At 64.1% G+C, this 20,653-nt stretch carries 18 protein-coding genes; 8 read left to right on the top strand and 10 right to left on the bottom strand.

Annotated features, from left to right (window positions below; translation table 11 throughout):
* Positions 1–44: 44 nt before the first annotated feature.
* Both BGI01S_RS21345 and BGI01S_RS21340 read left to right on the top strand, forming a co-directional pair.
* Positions 45–1,097 carry an NAD(P)-dependent alcohol dehydrogenase gene (locus tag BGI01S_RS21345; RefSeq protein WP_042328013.1) on the top strand — a complete coding sequence of 351 codons (1,053 nt, stop codon included), beginning with the start codon at positions 45–47 and terminating at the stop codon, positions 1,095–1,097.
* A gap of 756 nt (positions 1,098–1,853) precedes the next feature.
* Entirely contained in the window at positions 1,854–2,810 is a 957-nt protein-coding gene (locus BGI01S_RS21340; protein WP_042328012.1) for a LysR family transcriptional regulator, read from the top strand.
* A gap of 37 nt (positions 2,811–2,847) precedes the next feature.
* Here BGI01S_RS21340 and BGI01S_RS21335 read toward each other — a convergent pair whose 3' ends face one another.
* Positions 2,848–3,993 (bottom strand): nucleoside hydrolase, encoded by a 1,146-nt coding sequence (locus BGI01S_RS21335; RefSeq protein WP_042328011.1) that lies wholly within the window; start codon positions 3,991–3,993, stop codon positions 2,848–2,850.
* 95 nt (positions 3,994–4,088) lie between these two features.
* Complete coding sequence (locus tag BGI01S_RS21330) at positions 4,089–5,147, bottom strand: SDR family oxidoreductase (RefSeq protein WP_042328010.1); 1,059 nt, start codon at positions 5,145–5,147, stop codon at positions 4,089–4,091.
* A 120-nt stretch (positions 5,148–5,267) separates the two neighbouring features.
* Here BGI01S_RS21330 and BGI01S_RS21325 point away from each other — a divergent pair, with 120 nt between their 5' ends.
* Positions 5,268–6,176: a LysR family transcriptional regulator gene (locus BGI01S_RS21325; RefSeq protein WP_042328009.1), complete on the top strand. Its 909-nt coding sequence runs from the start codon at positions 5,268–5,270 to the stop codon at positions 6,174–6,176.
* Positions 6,177–6,456: 280 nt separating this feature from the next.
* On the opposite strand, the gene zwf is transcribed toward BGI01S_RS21325, so the two are convergent.
* The 5 genes from zwf to BGI01S_RS21300 form a co-directional block, all read right to left on the bottom strand.
* The gene (gene zwf, locus BGI01S_RS21320; RefSeq protein WP_042328008.1) at positions 6,457–7,938 is read right to left on the bottom strand and encodes a glucose-6-phosphate dehydrogenase; all 1,482 of its coding nucleotides are present in this window, start codon (positions 7,936–7,938) and stop codon (positions 6,457–6,459) included.
* 363 nt (positions 7,939–8,301) lie between these two features.
* A complete protein-coding gene (gene lhpI / locus BGI01S_RS21315) occupies positions 8,302–9,258 on the bottom strand; it encodes a bifunctional Delta(1)-pyrroline-2-carboxylate/Delta(1)-piperideine-2-carboxylate reductase (protein WP_042328007.1) in 957 nt (318 codons plus the stop codon).
* 361 nt (positions 9,259–9,619) lie between these two features.
* Positions 9,620–9,874, bottom strand: a complete 255-nt coding sequence (locus BGI01S_RS21310; RefSeq protein ID WP_042328103.1) for a hypothetical protein — start codon at positions 9,872–9,874, stop codon at positions 9,620–9,622.
* 94 nt (positions 9,875–9,968) lie between these two features.
* Complete coding sequence (locus tag BGI01S_RS21305; protein WP_042328006.1) at positions 9,969–10,616, bottom strand: C39 family peptidase; 648 nt, start codon at positions 10,614–10,616, stop codon at positions 9,969–9,971.
* Between the two features lie 44 nt (positions 10,617–10,660).
* Entirely contained in the window at positions 10,661–12,001 is a 1,341-nt protein-coding gene (locus tag BGI01S_RS21300) for an NAD(P)/FAD-dependent oxidoreductase (protein WP_042328005.1), read from the bottom strand.
* A gap of 309 nt (positions 12,002–12,310) precedes the next feature.
* On the opposite strand from BGI01S_RS21300, the gene BGI01S_RS21295 reads away from it, so the two are divergent.
* From BGI01S_RS21295 to BGI01S_RS21285, 3 genes are all read left to right on the top strand, one after another.
* Positions 12,311–12,565: a helix-turn-helix domain-containing protein gene (locus BGI01S_RS21295; RefSeq protein WP_042328004.1), complete on the top strand. Its 255-nt coding sequence runs from the start codon at positions 12,311–12,313 to the stop codon at positions 12,563–12,565.
* Positions 12,566–12,567: 2 nt separating this feature from the next.
* Positions 12,568–13,908, top strand: coding sequence for a type II toxin-antitoxin system HipA family toxin (locus BGI01S_RS21290; RefSeq protein WP_042328003.1), 1,341 nt, complete (start codon positions 12,568–12,570; stop codon positions 13,906–13,908).
* A 401-nt stretch (positions 13,909–14,309) separates the two neighbouring features.
* Positions 14,310–15,164, top strand: a complete 855-nt coding sequence (locus BGI01S_RS21285; protein ID WP_042328002.1) for a helix-turn-helix domain-containing protein — start codon at positions 14,310–14,312, stop codon at positions 15,162–15,164.
* Between the two features lie 127 nt (positions 15,165–15,291).
* Here BGI01S_RS21285 and BGI01S_RS21280 read toward each other — a convergent pair whose 3' ends face one another.
* Both BGI01S_RS21280 and BGI01S_RS21275 read right to left on the bottom strand, forming a co-directional pair.
* The gene (locus BGI01S_RS21280) at positions 15,292–17,157 is read right to left on the bottom strand and encodes an ATP-binding response regulator (protein WP_042328001.1); all 1,866 of its coding nucleotides are present in this window, start codon (positions 17,155–17,157) and stop codon (positions 15,292–15,294) included.
* Positions 17,127–17,606, bottom strand: coding sequence for a putative pterin-binding protein (locus BGI01S_RS21275; RefSeq protein ID WP_084585449.1), 480 nt, complete (start codon positions 17,604–17,606; stop codon positions 17,127–17,129). The genes BGI01S_RS21280 and BGI01S_RS21275 overlap by 31 nt, the downstream gene beginning before the upstream one ends.
* Between BGI01S_RS21275 and BGI01S_RS30340 the strand changes: the two genes are divergently transcribed.
* Both BGI01S_RS30340 and BGI01S_RS21270 read left to right on the top strand, forming a co-directional pair.
* On the top strand, positions 17,606–17,845 hold the full coding sequence (locus BGI01S_RS30340; RefSeq protein ID WP_157004245.1) for a hypothetical protein: 240 nt from the start codon (positions 17,606–17,608) through the stop codon (positions 17,843–17,845). The genes BGI01S_RS21275 and BGI01S_RS30340 overlap by 1 nt on opposite strands.
* A 125-nt stretch (positions 17,846–17,970) precedes the next feature.
* Positions 17,971–18,918: a phosphoribosyltransferase gene (locus BGI01S_RS21270; RefSeq protein ID WP_042328000.1), complete on the top strand. Its 948-nt coding sequence runs from the start codon at positions 17,971–17,973 to the stop codon at positions 18,916–18,918.
* Positions 18,919–18,966: 48 nt separating this feature from the next.
* On the opposite strand, the gene BGI01S_RS21265 is transcribed toward BGI01S_RS21270, so the two are convergent.
* Positions 18,967–20,652 (bottom strand): ATP-binding domain-containing protein, encoded by a 1,686-nt coding sequence (locus BGI01S_RS21265; RefSeq protein ID WP_042327999.1) that lies wholly within the window; start codon positions 20,650–20,652, stop codon positions 18,967–18,969.
* Position 20,653 lies beyond the last annotated feature (1 nt).

Raw genomic sequence — 20,653 nt, 5'->3', positions numbered from 1 at the left:
ATCGCCGGCGCCTTGCACCATCACCCTCTTTGCTGGAGCTACCCATGAGCACGACTTATGCCTATGCAGCGACCGCCGCTACCGCGCCGCTCGCCCCGTTCGAAATCCAGCGCCGCGAACTGCGCGCGCACGACGTGCAGATGGAAGTTCTGTTTTGCGGCGTGTGCCACTCCGATCTGCATCAGGCACGCAATGAATGGCAGAACACGGTGTTTCCGGTGGTGCCGGGCCACGAGATCGTTGGCCGCGTGACCGCTGTCGGTCCTGACGTCACCAAGTACAAGGCGGGCGACATCGTCGGTGTCGGCTGTCTGGTCGATTCGTGCCGCACGTGCGCGAGTTGCGAGGAAGGTCTCGAACAGTATTGCGAGAACGGTTTTGTCGGCACGTATAACGGCGTGGACCGCGTCGACGGTCAGGTCACGTATGGCGGCTATTCCACGCAGCTCGTCGTGGACGAAGCGTTCACGCTGCGCGTGCCGGACAATCTCGACCCGGCGGGCGTCGCGCCGCTGCTGTGCGCGGGCATCACGACGTACTCGCCGCTGCGCACGTGGGGTGCCGGTCCCGGCAAGAAGGTCGGGGTGGTCGGCCTCGGCGGCCTGGGTCATATGGGCGTGAAGCTGGCGCGTGCGATGGGTGCGCATGTCGTGCTGTTCACGACGTCGCCGTCGAAGATCGAAGACGCGAAGCGGCTCGGTGCGCACGAGGTGGTGATTTCGAAGAATCAGGAAGAGATGGACGCGCATGCGAACAGCTTCGATCTGATTGTGAATACGGTGGCTGCGCCGCACGATCTGAATCCGTTTCTGAATCTGCTCAAGCGGGATGGGACGCTGACGCTGGTCGGCGCACCGGAGCACGATCATCCGTCGCCGCAGGTGTTCAACCTGATCATGAAGCGCCGCCGTTTGGCGGGGTCGTTGATTGGGGGGATTGCGGAGACGCAGGAGATGTTGGACTTCTGCGGAGAGCATGGGATTACTTCGGATATTGAAATTATTCCTATGCAGAAGATCAATGAGGCTTATGAGCGGATGCTGAAGAGTGATGTTAAGTATCGGTTTGTGATTGATCTGGATTCGTTACGGAAGTGATTGGGTTTTGCCCGCGCAGCGGTTGGTTTTTTGTGCCTGCGGCGCGGGTTTTTCATTCGACTAGTTTGTTGTTTTGCCTTCGCGGCACTTTTCTGGCTGTGCTCTTTTTGATGTTGGCCTTTCCTTGAATTCACGGTGGTCTATTAGCGTTGCCCCTGTGCGGGGCGGCACTTACTTTCTCTGCCGCCGCAAAGAAAGTAAGCAAAGAAAGCGGCTTCACACCGCTAACTTTTAAGCGGGTCCCCTGGCTTGGAGGGGATAGTGGTGCATCTGGAATCCGTGCATTCGCACATTCCGCCCGAGTGACAAGGCAGTCATTCTTCCGGCGACGCTTCGCGCGCCGACGTGGTACCTCACTAGAACATTTTTATTCGGCGACTCGCTGAGGCGAAGCCGATGCCTTTTCACCAGCTGAAAAAGTACTGTCGGGTTTCCCACGCATACCCGTTCGCGACGCACGCAGTGCTGAGCGGGAGCGAATGACGGCTGTGTCACTAAGGCTGAATGCGCGAATGCACGGATTCCAGATGTACCACTGCCCCCTCCAAGCCAGGGGACCCGCTTAAGAGCTGGCGGTTTGAAGCCGCTTTCTTTGCCTACTTTCTTTGCGGCAGGCAAAGAAAGTAGGTGCCGCCCCGCACAGGTGCAACGCCAATAGACCACCGTGAATTCAAGGAAAGGCCAACACCAGAAGAACACCACCAAAGCGCCGCGAAGGCAAAAAAACACTACACCACCACCACCTGGAGTCTGACCGTGATTGACAGAATAACTGCAATGCGCACATTCATCCGAATCGTGGACACCAACAGCTTCACCCGCGCAGCGGAATCCTTGAACATTCCCCGCGCGACGGCGACCACCATCGTCCAGAATCTGGAAGCGCTGCTAGGCACTGCCCTCCTCGCCCGCACCACGCGGCGCCTGAGCGTCACGCCGGAAGGCGCCGCGTACTACGAACGCTGCGCGCAAATCCTCGCCGACCTCGACGAAATGGAAGCCAGCATCCGTCACGCAACCGACAACCTGACCGGTCGCCTACGCATCGAAATGCCGGGCGCAGTGGCAAGCGCGATTGTCCTGCCCGCACTCGACGACTTTCACGCGCGCTATCCGAACCTCGATCTGGCAATCGGCGTGAGCAACCGCACCGTCGATCTGATCTCCGAAGCCATCGATTGCAGCATCCAGCTCGGCGAATTGCCGGATTCGAATCTCGTCGCGCGGCAACTCGGCACACTCGAACACGTGACCTGCGCAAGTCCGGCTTATCTGGCCCGTCACGGCACGCCCGTTGCGCTCGACGATCTGCGCGCGCACGTTGCGGTCAATTGCATGTCGCCGCATAACGGCCGTGAAGTGGATTTCGATTTCGAAGTGGACGGCGAGGCGCAAAACGTCAAGGTCAACGGCTTCGTCAAAGTCAGCGATGAGCAGGCGTATCTCACCTGCGGATTGCAAGGCCTTGGCCTGATTCAACCGGCGCGCATCGCCGCGCAGCCCTACCTGGATTCAGGTCTGCTGCGTGAAGTGCTGCCGCAATGGAAACCCGTGCCGATGCCCGTCTCGGTCGCCTACATGAAGAACCGCCGCGTATCGCCGCGCGTGCGTGCGTTCGTCGACTGGCTCGCGGAGTTGTTCGAGAAAGCGGAGCACGTCGATCAGGATATGTCGCGCGTGCGCCAGTTGTTGCGCGGGTTGCATCCCGCCTGAGGCGGGTGAATGCAGGCGCGCCGCGCGAATTAACGTGTCAGTTCGGTAGCGTGACCGGCACTGGCCGCGTCAACAGATCCACATAGAAGTCGAAGAACTTCGGATTGTCGAAGCGTTTGACGATTGTCATCTTCTGCAACCCCGCCGGCGGCGAACTCGTATAACCCGTTGCCTTGCCGTCATTGGCGCCGAAGCTCGTATCCACATCCACCCACTCGTCCACCGTTTGCGTCGCGAACGAAGGATGCATCAGATACGCGAGCGTCAGCGTGTCCCAGATATTCGTCGTGTAGTTCGGGTTCGTCTCGAAGCCGTTCTTGCCGTCGAAACCATAGCCGTTCAACGTCTTGAACAGTTGCGTGACGATGGTCTGCTTCGTCGGATCATGCGCAACCCGGTCGTAAAGCGTCTTGTCCATCTTCACGGTGTCCGTCACGTCAAGCGGCACCACCACCTGTTTGATCGGCAGACGCAGCACGGCTTTCGCCGCTTCCGGATCGAACCACCAGTTGAACTCGGCGGTCGGCGTAGTGTTGCCCGGCACGTCGATCGCGCCGCCCATGTAGACGATCTGCTTGATCAACGGCACGATCTCCGGATGCTGGCGAGTAGCCAGTGCAATGTTGGTCAGCGGGCCGATAGCGAGAATCGTCACTTCGCCGGGATATTGCTTCACCGAATCGACGATGAAATCGACTGCGCTCTTGCTCTGCACTTGCGTGTGCGTCGCGAAGCCGTCAGGCGGCGCGACGAGGTCGCTATTTGATTTGGGTTCGGGCGTATTCCATGCGCCGAGATAGCCGTCGCCGCCGGGGAATTGCGCCTGCTCGGCCTGAATTGTCGCGAAGTCGTGCGATAAAGCGTAATTGGCGCCCGCATACACGCCAATCTGTTTTTCGACACCGAGACGCTCGACCGATTTCAACGCATCCGCCACGCCCTGCTTCAACCATTCATTGCCCGACACCACCGTAATGCCGAGTACTTTCAGCGAGCCTTGCGCCTGCAATTGCGCCGCCATCACGCCGAGCTGGCCGTCGTCGCTGAGGGTGTTGTAATCGCTGTCGATGATGACTTTGGTCGGCTGGGGCGGTGTGGTGAGATTGTCGCCGCCACAGGCTGAGATGATCAGAACGACGACCATGCTGGCCGCGCATGTCAATGCCACGAGAACTCGCCTCATTGATGTCTCCTTTTTTATATCGCTGTGCTACGCGTAAGGAAGTTCATCATAGACGTAAAGTCGCTGAAATCAAATCGTCATGCAGATTGACTCATTCACGGAATCAGCTTGCGGCGACGCAAATCGTCGAAGAGACCGATCAACATCGTTTCCGTATCGACGAATTCGTGAAAGCCGAAACGCCGCGCTTTCGAGCCGTCGCCGAACATGTCGTAATCCCACGAGAAAACGAAGTCCGCGAAGCGCCACGACGATACGTGCTGATACGCAACCGGCTGCAACTCGTGCTTGTGCGTCATCGCATTCCACAACGGCGCCTTGTCGGCCATGATCGTGTCGAGCGACATCGGCAGCGGCGGCGCCACGTCGAGTTCGAAATAACGGGCGATCTTCGGCCACATGTCGTTCCAGCGAAACAGGTCGCCATTGCTGATGTTGAACGCCTGATTCGCGGCGCGCGGCTCGGTTGCGGCCCACACGGTTGCGCGCGCGAGCAGCCCGGCATCGGTCATTTCGAGCAGCTTGTCATACGCGCCAGGCTTGCCGGGAAAGCGCAACGGCAAACCGAGTTCTTTCGACATCGATGCGTACACGGCGATCGCCACCGCGAGGTTCATCGGATTGCCGAGCGCGATGCCGCCCACCACCGCGGGCCGAATCCCCGACCAGTGCCAGCGCTTGCCCGCCTGGCGCGCTTCGAGAAAACGCTGCTGATCGAACATGAATTCGGGCGGCATGAATTGCGCGTCGTCCTCGCGCGCCGGCGTCTTGAACGGACCGAGATGGCCGCCGTACACCTTGTAGCCCTGCATCAGGCTCACATGCTGCAAACCGGCTGCGACGGGCTCGATTGCATCCAGTGTGTTGACCAGCATCGCGAGATTCGGCGGCACCAGTTCGGCCCAGCTCGGGCGGTCCTGATACGCCGCGTAGAACACGTGCGTGACGTGCTCGAGGCCGCGCAGTTTGGTTTGCGCGTCGGCCGGGTCGAGCAGATCGACCGCGATGTGTCGGACCCGCTGTGCAGCCGCGCCGCCGCGCCGCGCGAGGCCGATCACATCCCAATCGTCGAGCGTCGCCAGATGCTCGACCAGATTGCGCCCGATCACGCCTTGCGCGCCCACTACCAAAGCCACCTTCTTCGTCGTGTTCATTGCAACGCTCCTGATCGTTTCATTGCGACGGCGCATGCCGTCCGGTCAACGAAAGATATCGGCGCAACCACGCTTTCGGTAGACTGCCCGCTGGCACATCACCTGTGAATTGAACTCACGATGGCACGTTTGGACGTGAACCGTTCCGGCGAACTCGAAGTGTTCGTGCAGTCGGTCGAACTAGGCGGCTTTTCGGCAGCTGCGCGCGCGTTGGGGATGACGCCGTCGGCGGTCAGCAAACTGGTCGCGCGGCTCGAAGCCCGGCTCGGCGCGCGGCTTCTCAACCGCTCCACGCGCAATCTGCAACTCACGCCGGAAGGCTGCGTTTTCTATGAGCGCGGCGTGCGCGTGCTCGCGGAACTCGACGAAACCGAACGCGGCGCGGCCCTCGGCGCGTCGCCGCGCGGGCGGCTGCGTGTGCATGCGAACGTGCCGCTCGGGCGGCACTATCTACTGCCGCTGGCGCCGGCGTTTCTCGATGCCCATCCGGACATCACACTCGATATCGTGCTGACCGACCAGGTGGTTGACCTGCTGGAACAGCGTACCGATGTCGCGATTCGCAGCGGCCCGCTGAAGGATTCGCAACTCGTCGCGCGCAAGCTCGGCGACGCTGGCATGGTGATCGTGGGCGCGCCCGCGTATCTCGCGCGGCACGGCACGCCGCTCGCGCCTGCGGATCTGAGCGCGCATAACCGGATCGGCTTCGGTTTCGCGAGAGCGGTCAACGGCTGGCCGCTACTCGATGAAGCCGGCCGCAGAATCGCCGTGCCGGTCGAAGGCAACGCGTTGGTCAGCGACGGCGAGACGTTGCGTCAACTGGCGCTGGCCGGCGTGGGACTTGCGCGGCTCGCCGCGTTTCAGGTGCGGGACGACGTGGCCGCCGGGCGCCTCGTCGTGCTGCTGGACGCGCTCAATCCCGGCGACACGGAACCGGTTAACGCGCTCTATCTCGGCCAGGGCGGCCATCTGCCTGCACGCGTGCGCGCACTGCTAGATTTTCTGGCGGAACACATGCGGGTAGATTGATCTGGATGGCTAACTATTTAACAGTCGCGAGCAGACGCGTCGCGACGGCCGACCGCCGAAGATCGTCGCGAATGTGCAGACCTGGTAAGTAAAGTGAGTAACGCGTCGCCAGAACGGCGACGCGTATTGCCTGACTCCTGAATATATCGACCGCCGGCGAGCCGCAGCGATAAACCCGGAATGGAACATGCCGAGGTCTTCACCCGCCGCCCCTCCACCCCTCGCGGGCAGCACAACGAAGTTTCAAGGAAACCGCGCTGCGCCCCCCTTCACACGCCGATTACTGCGACTCTTCCGCCCACACCGCATTCTCACGCGCCATCAGCGCAGTCGACGCCGCCGGCCCGAACGTCCCCGCCGTATAACCGCGCGGCTTGTCGCCCGACTTAGCCCAGCCTTCCAGAATTGGCTCGGCCCACGCCCATGCGGCCTCCAGTTCGTCGCGGCGCATGAAGTGCGTGAGGCGTCCGCGAATCACGTCGATCAGCAAACGCTCGTACGCTTCCGCGCGGCGCTCGGTGAAGGCCTGCTGCAAATCCAGATTCAGATTCACCGGCAGCATGTGCATGCCGCTGCCCGGCTCCTTCGCGAGCATCTGCAACTGGATCGACTCTTCCGGCTGCAACTGGATCACCAGGCGGTTGCCATAGTTGCGTCCACCGCTCGGGATGATCGAGAACGGCAGCTCGGAGAACTCGATGACGATCTCCGACACCTTCTTCTGCATCCGCTTGCCGGTGCGCAGGAAAAACGGCACGTTGGCCCAGCGCCAGTTGTTGATATGCGCGCGCAACGCGACGAAGGTTTCGGCGCGGCTGCCCGTCGGCACGTTGTCTTCTTCCTGATAGCCCTTCACCGCCTCGCCGTCGACCGCGCCTGCGGTGTACTGGCCACGCACGGTATCGCGGGCGATGTCCTCGGGCGTCATTGGACGCAGCGAGCGCAGCACCTTGAGCTTTTCGTCGCGCACGGCATCCGGGTCGAGCGACACCGGCGGCTCCATCGCGACGATGCACAGCAGTTGCAGCAAGTGGTTCTGCACCATGTCGCGCAGCGCGCCGGTCTTGTCGTAGAAGCCCGCGCGGCTACCCACGCCGACCGTTTCCGCGACCGTGATCTGCACGCTTTTGATGTACGGCGCCTGCCACAGCGGCCCGAAGATCGCGTTGCCGAAGCGCAGCACCATCAGGTTCTGCACGGTTTCCTTGCCGAGGTAATGGTCGATCCGGTAGATCTGCGCTTCGCTGAAGTGCTTGCCGACCGCCGTGTTGATCTCCTGCGCGGAGGCCAGATCGTGGCCCAGCGGCTTTTCGAGCACCACGCGCGAATTGCCGTCGATCAGCTGCGCCGACGCCAGGTGATCGCAGATGTGCATGAACAGATCCGGCGACGTCGCGAGATAGAACACGCGGCGCACGCCGTCGCGCGACGCTTCTTTCAGGCGCTGATAGTCGTCGGCCGAATCGACGTCCATCCGCACGTACTCGAACAGCGCGAGGAATTTGTCCCACGCGGCGGCGTCGAACGCCTTCTTTTCGATGAAGGGCTTCGCCTTCAGCTCCATGAATTCGTTGATGTACTCGTCACGCGACCAGGGCTTGCGGCCGATCGTGAGAATGCGGGTATCCGGCGGCAGATTGCAATGCAGATGCGCCATGTAGAGCGCGGGCAGCAGCTTGCGAAACGACAGATCGCCGGTGCCGCCGAAGATGATCATGTCGAGCGGCAGGTCGGGAGTGGCAGAAGCGTGTTGGGTCGTCATAGCGCGGTCGCAGCGTCGTGATGGAGGAGGCGTCGGTCAAGGGGACGAAAAAAGCGCCGGCGAACCGGTGCTTTTTTCCGGCAAACGCCTATGGTGCAACGTTTTGAGATTGTTTGCACGGCAACATTGGCCTCAGGTTGGCGCAAGATGCCAACCTGAGAGGGTGAAGGTTTGTTTCCTAGGGCTTTTTTTCGGCCGGTAGCGGACGGCCGGTCGCGGACGGTAGCTTGCGGGCCTTTCATGCGGACCGCGTTTGCGGCGCTCGTGCAAAGTGTGATCATGCGTGTCGCGCTCGATCTCGCCTGCGAGCCCGGTCCGATCAGCCAGGCGTTCGAGCGGAACGCGCGCCGTTTCGCCTGGCGTTCACGCGGCCGACAACGCGTCGCGCGCCACGCGGCATGCCGCGAGGTCCCACGCCGCGCAGCCGACGCTTTTAAAAACCACGGGCTGTTCCATCGGCAACGACGACGTTGTTTCCAGCCCCGCCTTTTCCAGCACCGAAGCAATCCCGCGGACCGTCGCCCAATCCACGCCCGCCTGGATGAAGTCGCCGGCCTCGTGTTTCGCGCCGGCCGGATCGTCGACGAACAGCGCGCTGGCGGCGATCGTGCGCGTGCCGATTTCGACCATCGCCGGCGTGAACGCGCCGACCCCGATCACGAGCCGCCCGACACGCGCGGCTTCGTCGTAGACGGCCTGCTTGCTGGTGGTCAGCGCGATCACGACGTCGATCGACTCGGGAATCGTCGCGCCGCTCAGCGGGTGCAGCTCGCGCACGCTACCGCGATGCGCGGCGCAAAATGCTTCGGCTCGGGCAGGCGCACTGCCCTTCACGAGCACGCGCGCGTCGGGAAACAGTTCGCCGATGGCCTGCAGATGATTGAGCGCCTGCGTGCCCGTGCCGATCAGCAGGAATTCGCGCGGCTTGCGGACATCGGAGCGCGCGGCGAAGGTCTCGACGCCCAGCATCGACATGGCGGCGGTACGGCGGCCCGTCACGGTCGGACCGTCGAGGATGAACAGCGTCTCGCCGGTATCGGCGTCGAAGGCCATGACCTGGCCGTGGATCGTCGGCAGATTGCGTGGGCCATTGCTCGCGCACACGTTGACCAGCTTGTGGATCGCGAGATCCGGCGCGGTGGCCGGCATCGACAGCATGATGCCGCCTTCGTTGAGCGGCACCACCAGCCGCTCCGGACTCGCAATGCGCTTCTGCGCGTAGTCGATGCTCGCGCGCTTGAGCGCGTCGACGAGCGTCGCATACGGGATCAGCCGCGCGGTCGCGGCGGCGTCGAAAATCTGCGTGGTCGGGCGGGTCATGAGCAGGTCGGTCCAATCCTTGATGAAGGGTTGAGTTCGGTGACATCACGGCAAGACGTCACCGTAACCGACCGCGGAGAGATTGAACAGTCACGCCGAAAATGTCGACGTGATGGAGTCTGAGTTGAGGAACGAGTTCGGCGATGGGTGGCGCAGGCCGTCGAGCGCGGTTGAGGACGAAGCACGGCGAGTGCGAGCGCGACCACGTGCGATCACGTCGCCGAACTTGCAAGGAACATGTGCTGCCGCGCGCAACGTGCGATTCAAGCCACGCCGAACGCGACGCTCAAACAAAACCACTCGCAACCTAGCGCGCGGTGTCTCCCGTCAAGAACCCCAACTCGCGACGGCCACCCCACCCTCACTGCGACGCGCCCTTATCGTCCTCTTTCTTGCCACCGCCTTTGAACATCGCGCGACACGCCGGGCTGAGTTCGTCGATGTGCTGCTTCATGCACGCGGTGATCTTGTCTTCGTGGGGAATATCGGCCGCGCAGAAATGCATCGCGTCGCCGCGACACGCCTTGGTCTGTTCGTCGCGGCTGGCGGCGTTCGCCGAGGTGGCAGCGCCAAGTGCGAAAAGGCTGGCAGCAAGCAGGCTGTAGGTTCGTTTCATGTCAGATCCGATATCGCAAAAGTCGACGAAAACTCCCAAGCAGAAAACGGGCCCGATCAGCGCGCGCAGCGCGCCCTTGCCGGACGGCTCACCGTCACCCTTCGTGCCCCGGCCGACCGCCCCGGGCAAGCATCATCCCGCGCCCCGCGTAGAACCGCTTCATGGTCTCGAACGGCAGATACACGTCCGCCTGATACGGCGCGATGCCCGACGGATTATGAAACCACACCCCGTCGCGATCGCGTCCGTGCAGCAGGATCAGATGGCCGCCCCGCCGTTGATTCGACCGCTCGGGATAGCGGATCTCGGGGCTGACAGAAACGATCGCCAGCGTATCGGCGTCGAGCCGCGCGGCGATCTCCTCGAGTGGCGCCTGCTGCAGTACGTCGACCTGCACGCCGAACGCGTCGCCCACCCACCCGGCAAACGGCCGGTAGATCAGCCCGTCGACGCCGCCGTCCTCGCGCATCCGGTACACGCCGTGTTGCAAGGCCTCGTCGAGCAGTGCGGCGCGCGGTGCGTGCGCGATGCGCCAGTAGTCGAGCGCGGATTCGAGGCAGGTCAGGCCGCACAGTCGTTTGGCCCAGAAACGGTAGCGCTCGGGATCGGCGAAACCGCTGCGCTGCCAGTGCGGATCGTCGCACGGGTCGCCCTGCTGTTCGACGATGTGCCGAACCCAGTCGAGGCTGCCCCATTGCGTGTAGTACGGTACGTCGGCGTGGCGGAGTGTCGGCGGGTTCATCGCATCGGTCGGGCGTGGCGTGAGGTGGCGGGCCGTCGTTAAAGTTACAGCATGCTGCGGGGCCGCTGCATCGTGCCGTCGAAGAAACGCTGCAAGCGGAACGCGGACAGATCGAGCGAGGCCGCGCCGCCGTCGTTCATCCCGGCTAGCAGCTTGCCGACGATCGGCCCCATCGCGAACCCGTGCCCGCAAAAGCCGGTAGCGATCGTCAGCCCGGGCACTTGCGGCGGCGCGTCGATCACCGGAATGCCGTCGGGCAGCACGTCGATCAGACCGGCCCACGATTCGACCACCTGCGCGTCTTTCAACACCGGGAACAACGCGCGCAGTTTTTTCAACGCGCGCGGCGCGTGGCCGACGTTCGGCTGCGGATGCGGATCGCGCGGATGCAGCACGCGCTCGCCGTCCGCCACGCCGCCCGGCAGGCGCTCGCGCAGATCGCGCAGACACGCGCCGTTCAGATGGAAGCTGAACTTCTCGCGCTGCTTCCACAACTCGGGCAAAAACCATTTGAGCGCGCGGAAATGGCCGAGCGTCATGTCGACGTCGACCTGCATGTCGTCGGCGAGATTGATCACGCCGTTCGCACGCTGGCGCACGCCGAGGCCGTGGCCCCAGAACGTGGACGCGGTGATGCGCGGCAACGGGTTGGTACGCATGCAGGTGCCGCGTACCGCCTGCTGCGGCAATTCAAGGCCGAGCGTGTCGAGCAGCCGCCAACTGCTGGCGCCGGCCACGCAAATGAAGCGCGAGGTGCGCACGGTGCCGCGTTCGGTGACCACGCCCGCAATCGCACCGCCAGCCCGTTCGACGCCCACCACGCCGCAGCCTTCGAAAAATAGCGCGCCGGCTTCGGCGGCCCGCACCGCGAACGCGGCCGCGGCCCGGCGCGGTTCGGCCTGGCCGTCGCTCGGCGTGTAGAGACCGCCGAGCGCGGGGCCGTGCATGCCGGTCACGACCGTGTCGATCTGCTTGCGGTCGAGTGTGCGCGTGTCGAGTCCGTACTGGCGCGCGACGTCCATCCATTGCTGGAACGACGCCCAGCCCTCTTCATCCGACGCCACATAAAGGCAGCCGCCCTGGCGCCATTCCAGATCGAAATTCAGCTCGCGTTCGAGCTCTTTCCACAGCGGGATGCTCGCCATCATCAGCGGCACTTCGGCGGCTTCGCGGCCCTGCTGACGCACGAAGCCCCACGCCCGCGACGACTGCTGTCCGGCGATCCGCGACTTGTCGAGCACGACCACCGAGAGTCCGCGGCGCGCCAGATAGTAGGCGGCCGCGCAGCCCATGATGCCGGCGCCGGCGATCACCACGTCGGCTTGGGCTGGGAAGGGTTGGTCGGCGGAGGTGAAATTCGCGTGCAGCGGGTAAGTCGTGGTCATCGGGCAGGCTGGTTTTAAGTGTGGGCGTCATCTTCGCAGGCGGAACGGTCGTCCGCAATGCCGACGGGCATCGGATGCTATTGGGCTGCGGGCTGCGGGCTGCGGGTTGCGGGTTGCGGGTTGCGGGTTGCGGGTTGCGGGTTGCGGGTTGCGGGTTGCGGGTTGCGGGTTGCGGGCGATTTATGCGTTACACAGATATTGGCATTTTATTCGTCTGGCAGATATTTGCAAAATATTCGCGAGACGAATATTTGACAAATATTCGTATGACGCATAAATTACGTTTATTCGTCTCACAGATAATCCGCCATGCTCCACCTCATCGCCACGCCGGACCAGATGGCTCAGTTGCTCGCCGCCAGCCGGCGGCAAGCCGGCCTCACCCAGGCCGAGGCCGCCGCCCGGCTCGGCATCAGCCAGAGCCGCATCTCCGCGCTCGAAACCGACGCCGGCGCGCTGACCCTCGCGCAATTGCTGGCGCTCTGCGGCATCTACGGCCTGCAGTTGCAGGTGCGCGACAAAAGCCAGCCGGTGCGCGAGCAAGCCCCGATCGTCGAGTGGTGAGCATGGCCCGGCAAACGCACTCACGAGCACTTTCGGTCTGGGCCAACGGCGAACGCGTGGGCGTCTGGCGGCTGCCCGCGCGCGGCCCCATGGAGTTCGCCTACGATCCCGCATGGGCCGCGTCGCCCGCGGGCCGGCCGCTGTCGCTGTCGCTGCCGTTTACGCCGGGCAACATGGCGCAAAAAGGGCCGCGGGTGCTCAATTACTTCGACAACCTGCTGCCCGACAGCGACGCGATCAGAAAACGCATCGCCCAACGCTACCAGACCGAAACGCTGGATGCGTTCGACCTGCTGCAAGCCATCGGCCGCGACTGCGTGGGCGCCGTCCAGCTGCTTGCCGAAGACGACGTGCCGGCTGGCGTCGACCGGATCGACGGCACGCCGCTTTCGGACGACGACATCGAGGCCATGCTGGCGCGCACGGTCAGCACGCCGGCCCTCGGCTCGCCCGACGAAACCGACGACTTCCGCATCTCGCTCGCGGGCGCGCAGGAAAAAACCGCGCTGCTGTGGCACGACGGCAAATGGCAACGGCCGCACGGCGCCACGCCCACTACGCATATTTTCAAATTGCCGCTCGGTCTGGTCGGCAACAAGCTGGCCGACCTCAGCACCTCGGTCGAAAACGAGTGGCTATGCCTGCGGATTCTGCGCGCGTACGGCCTGCCGGCTGCGAACACGGAGATCATGACGTTCGGCAAGCAGCGGGTGTTGAGCGTCGAGCGGTTCGACCGGCAAATGCATTCGAGCGGGCAATGGCTGCTGCGTCTGCCGCAGGAAGACTTCTGCCAGGTGTACGGCGTGCCGTCGCATCGCAAATACGAAAACGAAGGCGGCCCCGGCGTGCTCGATCTCGCGCGGATCCTGCAGCAATCGGTCGAGGCCCGGCAAGACATCGAAACCTTGCTCGCCAGCCAGATTCTGTTCTGGATGCTGGCGGCGCCCGACGGCCACGCGAAAAACTTCAGCATTCGCCTGCTGGCGGGCGGCCAGTTCCGCATGACGCCGCTTTACGACGTGATGTCGATCTGGCCGGTCGAAGGCAACGGCCCCAACCAGTGGTCATGGTTCAAGGCGAGGCTCGCAATGGGCATGTGGTCGCGCAGCAAACACGACGCGTTCCGCGACGTGCAGCGCCGCCATTTCAACACGATGGCGCTCAAGTGTTCCTACGGCGCGCATGCCGAGCCGTTGATCCAGCGGCTGATCGAGCAGACCCCCGATGTGATCGCGCGGGTGTCGGCGGAATTGCCCGAGGGCTTTCCGGCCAAAGTCGCCGAACGGATTTTCAAAGGGTTGAAAAGCTCGGCGGCCAAACTCGACAAAATGCCGGCGCAGTAGGCTGCGCGGCGGCGGCGAGTGCCCGGCCGGCACGTTGCCAGACGGCGGTGGACGGCCATCGGCGCACCGTTTCACGCCACACTCAGGCGTGCCGCCACCGCCGGACGACGCCCATCACCGGACGCATTGTCCCACCTTACGAATTCTCTACAGATTCGGCACCATTTCGTCGGTAAAATACATTTGATGCTAAATGGATAAAAATCGTCGGCCGGTCCGTTTCGTTTCTCGCACCGACGGGCCCGGCGGCGGTCTTACAAAAATACAAATCGCGATAAATTTTTACGGTACATTGGCGATCCCCTGCGTCACCGGTCGATGCGCACCGACCGTGCAGGGTCGCACTGCGCCTGTCGTATCGCATCCCCAGTACCCTTTAAGACGGCGGATTCTTACGCAGTATGACCAACGAAACACACTCACCTGACTCCATCGCAGTCGCCGAGCGCGTGCGCGAGTTGATGAGCCGGCATGGAATCGGCAAGCGCCAGCAAACCACGGAGCTATGCCGCATCCTCGATCTGAGTTTTTCACAGGGGCACCGCAAGCTGCGCGGCAATAGTCCGTGGACCCTCTCGCAGATCAAGAAAGTCGCCGAGGTATTCGGCGAACCCGCCGCGCAGTTGTTCGGCGCGCAGTCGCTCGATCCGGGCATGGTCGGGGCGATCGCCCAGGAAGCCGTGTTCTGCGTCGGCGCGCTCGAACTGCCGTGCACCGCGTGGGTCGGCGTCGCGCTCGAGCCGGGCAGCCGCCCGGAATTCGTCGCGTACTCGAAGCTCGGTCAATGGCGTGTCGCGCGCCATGACGGCACGCTCTACCAGAGCGCGTACGAGGTCCACAAGATCGAGATCTATCCGCGCCGCGCCGAGACCGACAAGCCGACCATCGCCGTGGTCGACGACGATCAGGCCAGCGCCGACAATCTGCGCGACTATCTCGAACGCAACGGTTTCGCGGCGGTGGCGATCTACGGACTCGCGGCCTTCGTCGAACAGTTGCAAACACAGGTGTTCGACGGCGTCGTGATCGACTGGCTGTTCGGCGCGCAAACCTCGGCGGCCGCGATTCGGGCGGTGCGCGCGTCGGAGAATCCGGACGCGCCCATCTTCGTGCTGACCGGCGAATTGCTGACCGGCAAGGCCAGCGAATCGGAGATCAGCGAGGTGATCCGCAATTACGATGTCGCGTGCTACGAAAAGCCCGCGCGCATGGCGATCCTCGTCGCCGATCTGTCCAAACGGCTGAACCGGCCCTGACGCCTGCGCTCAAGCGGGCCTAGCCGCGCCGCCCAGCGGCTGAAGGTGCGTGCTCAGGTTGATGCCCACTTTCACTCCCCGCCAACCTGCACCATTCAACAATGCATCCCGCGCGTCCATCGGGGCATCAGACCGCATGCCGTGCAGCCAGGGCCCGCTGCAACGCGCTGCGCAAATCCTCGTAATGCACCGGCTTCAATAGCGCCTCGAAGAACGGCTGCGCGGCGCGCCCCTCCGCCACTCCCGCTGTTTCCGCCGCGCTTCGTGTGTCCGCCTCCGGCGCATACGCGCTGACCACGATCACCGGCGCGCCCGACGACGGCCCGCCGCGCCGCGCAAAGTCCGCGAGAAAGTTATAACCGTCGCGCTCCGGCATATGCAGGTCGAGCAGCACCACGTCGCAGCGGCGCGTCTCGAGCCAGGCGAGCGCGTCGTCGGCATTGGCGACCGCGTGCGCGTCGAAATTCATGTGCACGATCATTTCGCCGAGCGACTCGCGAATCAGCCGGTTGTCGTCGACGATCAGCACGCACGGCCGCGCGCCGCCCGGCTCGGCGGCCGCGGCGACGCCCGCGGGTGCCGGGGTCGCGACCGAGGCGACCGGAATCGTCACGGTGAAGCACGTGCCCTTGCCCACCGTGCTCGCCACGTCGACGGTGCCGCCGAACAGTTTCACCAGCCCTTGCACGATGGTCAGCCCCATGCCCGCGCCCTCGAAGCGGCGCGTGCGCGACGCGTCCAGTTGCGTGAACTCCTGGAAGATCAGCGGAATCTGCGCCTGCGGCACACCCGGCCCGGTATCGCTGACCACGAACATCAGCACCGCCGGCTCCTGCCGCAATTGCACGCGCACCGTACCGGTTTCGGTGTAGCGGATCGCGTTGGTGACGAGGTTGTTGACGATCTGGCGAATCCGGTGCGGGTCGGAATCGACCAGACCGCTCGCGCCGCTCGCCTCGCTTTCGAGCTTCAGACCGCGCGCGGCGGCCGACATCGCGTGTTCGTCGACGATCGACGCCAGCAGCTCGCGCGGCTCGAAATGCTCATGCCGCAATTCGAGCTTGCCCGCGCCGAGCCGCGCGTAGTCGGTCAGGTCCTTCATCTGCGCTTCGAGATGGCGCGCGGCGGTTTCGAGCCGCTGGATCACCTTGCGGTCGGCCTCGGAGTGATAGTTGAAGCCCAGCAATTCGATCGACGACACGATCGCGTGCAACGGCGTGCGCAACTCATGGCTGATCATGCCGAGAAACGCGTCCTTCGCGAGACTCGCCTCGCGCGCGGCGCGGCTCGCCTGGTGTTCGGCGGCGAGCGCCGCATGCTGCTGGTGCATCAGCCGCGTACGGCGCCGGCCGTTGAGCACCAGCAACAGTGTCGCCGCCGCCGACAGCAACAGCAGCAGCAGGCCGCCCGCGAACAGCATGCGGCGCTTGTCGATGAAGTCGCGGTTCATCGCCTCGCGGTCAGCGACGTCGGCGAAGCGGCGGCTCAGCGCCAGATCGTTGACCTGGCTCCAGTGCTCGCGCAGTTGCGCGACGATTCCGTTGGCCCGGTTGCGCTCCTGCGGCAACGCCTCGACCGCGGGTTGAATGTCACCGAGCAGATGATCGAGCGACTTGATTTCGTCGAGTTGCCGTTGCAGCAACGCGAGCTGCGAGGTCAGGCGGCGCGTCGAACCGGCCATCACGTGCAGCTTCGATTGCAGCAACTGGAAGCGCAGCATCAGCCGCTCGTAATCGTCGTCGACGCCGGACTGATACAGCAGCAACTGGTTCTCGAAGCGCGCGTACGCGATCTGCAACTGCGCGGCGTCCCAGTAGAAACCGTCGTACGTGCCGGTCAACTGCTCGGTGGCGCGCGGATTCAGCAGATTCGCGTACAACAGATAGCCGATCGCGCCAACCGGCGCGGCCAGCGCGGTCAGCCAGATCAGCACGTAGAAAACGCGACGCCACGGACGGCGCGCTATTTGACGATGAGCGCCTTGATCTGCCATACGAATTTCGAATCGCCCAACGCGCCCGTCAGTTCATTCGGGTACGCGTCGCGCGGGTAGATGAGGAAGAGCGGCCCGAAGTCGCTGATCTTCAGACGGCGGCCGTTCATGCTGTACGCAACGACCACGCCATAGCGATCGCAGTCCGACACCGGCACGGTGTAGGTGTAGTCGTCGAGCGTGTGGATCTCGACCTCACTGCCATACGCGCCGACGGTCTTCAGAATATCCGCCAGCAGCGGTCCTGTGAAGGTGGAGCGCGGCGTCCACGTGGTCGAGGTCGTGATCGAATGAACCGGCAGCGCGAGCAGTTGGGCCTCGGTGAAGTGATAGACGTGATGCACCGCATCGGTGGTCTTGCCGATCTCGCCCTCCACGTCGAGCACCAGAGGCGGCGGCGCCGACTGCGCCCGCGCTCCGCATGCGGCCAGTGCGAACAGGACGCTCATTGCCCAGCGTGCGCGCGTGGGTACGCGAGTCGGTACCCGCCCGCGTGCTCGATATCTTTCGTACAGCACTGCAATCACTATTGGTCACCTGTTTTTATCTGTTGTCTTTTGCTTTGCGGGCGGCGCGGCGTCAAGCCGACCATTCCATTGCCGCCCTTGCCGATGCTTCATCCGGCGCGGCGTCGCACTCGCGACAGGCCCCGCCGGCGATGCGCGTCACCCCGACGCGCGATCCATGAACCGCAGGCATAATATCGCCAAAATTCTTCGACTCACAGATGAGGACGCGCCGCCGCCACATCGCGGCAAGCCGCGCGCGCTCCGCAGACACTCGCCCTACGAGCGCCGCGACGCCATAAGAGTTATGAACAAGCCGGTTTTGCCTCTGACGTACGAACAGCTCGATCACTGGATTGAATCGCTGCAGCCCGCGTTGCTCGCGGAGCGCTTCACGATGGCGATCGGCATTCTGCGCGGCGGCGCGCCGCTCGCGCTGATGGTGTCGCATGCGGTCGGCACGCCGGTCGCCTTCCTGCGCTACGACCGGCAGTCGCGCGCGGTCGCGTGGGATTCGACGCTGCCGATTCCGCCTGCGGGAACGAAAGTGCTGCTGTGCGAGGACATCGCGGGGCGCGGTTTCACGCTGACCGATTGCATCGCCTTTCTGCGCCAGCAAGGACTCGACGTCAAAACATTGACAGGCGCGGTCGACGACCTGAGCCGCACGCAGCCCGACTATGCGATCGATGCGCGCGGCTACTTCGCGTTGTTCCCGTGGGAGCGTCAGGCCTACACCGAGCGTTATCGCGAGGACTGGGAGCGCGTCGCGGCGGGCAATGCGCCCGCGATGGCGGACGATCACGAATACACGACCTACGCGATCGACCTCGACGGCATTCTGTTACCCGACGTGCCGCTCGCACGCTATGACGAAGATCTCGCCGCGGCGCTCGCCGAGCGCGACGCGCTGCTGCCGTTCGAGGTACTGCCCGGCATCGACCTGCAGCGGGTGCGCACGATCATCACCGGCCGCCCGGAACTGGATCGCGCGCGCACCGAGACATGGCTCGCGCGGCACGGCTTCGGTCATATGCAACTGGTCATGCGCAGCCCCGGCGCACACGACGAAAGTCCCGCCGGCGCCGCCGCTCACAAAGCCGGCGCGGCATTGCGCGCCGGCGTCACGCATTTCGTCGAGAGCGATCCGGTGCAGGCGCTGCTGATCGCGCAGCAAGCACCGCTGTTGCGAGTGATCTGGTGGGATGCGGGATCACGCAGCGGGATGCTGGTGGGCGCGCGCGCGTGGAGTTGAGCGGAGTCGCGTGCGGTTTGAAAGCAGGCTGAACAACCTGAGCCGCCGCTAGCCCTCCCTCACCTCCCTGCTCTCCTTCCCATCGCGCAGCCGCAAGTGCCGCGCGGCCCGCTGTGACGCGACGACGATCAGCTTCATCGTCGCGCGAGTGGCGCCGACGAACAGCTTGCGCGCGATGCGCTCGTCGAACGTATCGAAGTCGACCTCGGTGAAAATCACGCACGGCGCGGCTTGCCCCTTGAAGCGGTAGATCGATTCGAACAGCACGTCCCCTTCGCGGTACTCCGGATTGCCGAACAGGTCGTACTTGCCGGTGAAGGTTCGCAGCCGGTGCGGGCCGAGATGATCGAGCGCGGTCATCGCCGAGCCTTCGCGGCCGCGGAACGACAGCACCACGATGTCCTGCTTGCGGAAGCCGAGCGACAGCGCCTGCGTGATCGCGCGCTTGGTCGCCTCGATGCTGGCGTCGGCGGCGTGCGCTTCGTCGTAGAGGGACAGCGAGATATCGGAGCCGTCGAACGGACTGCCCGATACGAGCGCCGCGGCAAGCGGCACCGACGCGCCGATCACCTCGCGCAGATAGTCGAGGATGTCGCGCGGACTGCGATAGTTGGTGGTTTCTTTCAACGTCGTCCAACCGGGCAGCGCGACCGGTTCACGCATGTACAGATTCTGCAACGGGTCTTCGAGCCACCACCACGCGGCGCCGGGGCGCAGCAGCCGTTCGAGCGCGACGACCCACGGCTGCTGAAAATCCTGGCCTTCGTCGACGATCAACACGTCGAATTGCCAGCGCGGCTCGATCGGCGTGTCGGCGAACATCGCCTCCAGTTGATCGAACACCTGGCCGGACTGGAAATCCGGCTCGCGACCCGCGTCGCGCGCGATCCAGTCGCACAACTGGTGATAGTTCGCGACCCTCGCCTCGGCCGGCGCGACCCGCGCGATGTGATCGGCGAGCGGCCGGTTGAAGCACACGTACAAGGGCCGCTGGCCGCGCGCCACCGCATCCTTCATCACCTGCACGGCGAGCTGCGTTTTGCCCGAGCCGGCCGTGCCGATCACGCGCAACCGGAACGGCGAGAACTCGAGCCGCGGCGCCCACGTCGCGAGCCCGCCCGCAAGGCGCGTGACGAGCGTGCCCGCCTGACCGACCAGCACACTGGTGTCGGGCGTCAACGCGAGTTCGTCGGCGAGAAAGTGATGGATCTTCGATGCGCATGCAAGACGCGGCTCGTCGGCCGGCAGCGCTTCGCGGATCACCGCCGCGAGCCGGTCCTTACGCGTTGCGTCGACGATGCGTGCCGGATTCACGCCGGCAATCGCCGCATCCTTGACGATGTGGTCGGGGCAGTACAGCAATTCCTCGATGAAGTACGTGCCCGCGCCGAAGGCCGCGGTGAAGCGCCGGTGCAAACCTTCGATGGTGTGCGCGAGCGCGATCGCCACGTTGCGCTCGGTTTGCAGATAGACCTTGACGAGCCCCTTGGGCGTTTCGCGCAGAAAACCGGTTTTCTGTTCGACGATCATCACGCGCCCGGCCGGGCTGACGACCACGAAGTCCGCCTCGCCGAACACCGAGAAGTTCTGGTTCAGGCGCGTCCAGTGGACGCCGTGGTAGACGGTGTAGTCGGGGGGAAGCGCCTCTTCCAGCAACGCGAGGGTTTCGCGTTCGCGTGCCGCCGCGCCGGTGGCGGCGAGGCTCTTCCAGTCGTCGGGGACAATGCGGGCCATG

It is taken from the genome of Paraburkholderia ginsengisoli NBRC 100965, from assembly GCF_000739735.1.
Taxonomy (GTDB): Bacteria; Pseudomonadota; Gammaproteobacteria; order Burkholderiales; family Burkholderiaceae; genus Paraburkholderia; species Paraburkholderia ginsengisoli.
The sequence above is the reverse complement of the archived record's forward strand: the minus strand, read 5'-3'. Positions and strand labels throughout refer to the sequence as shown.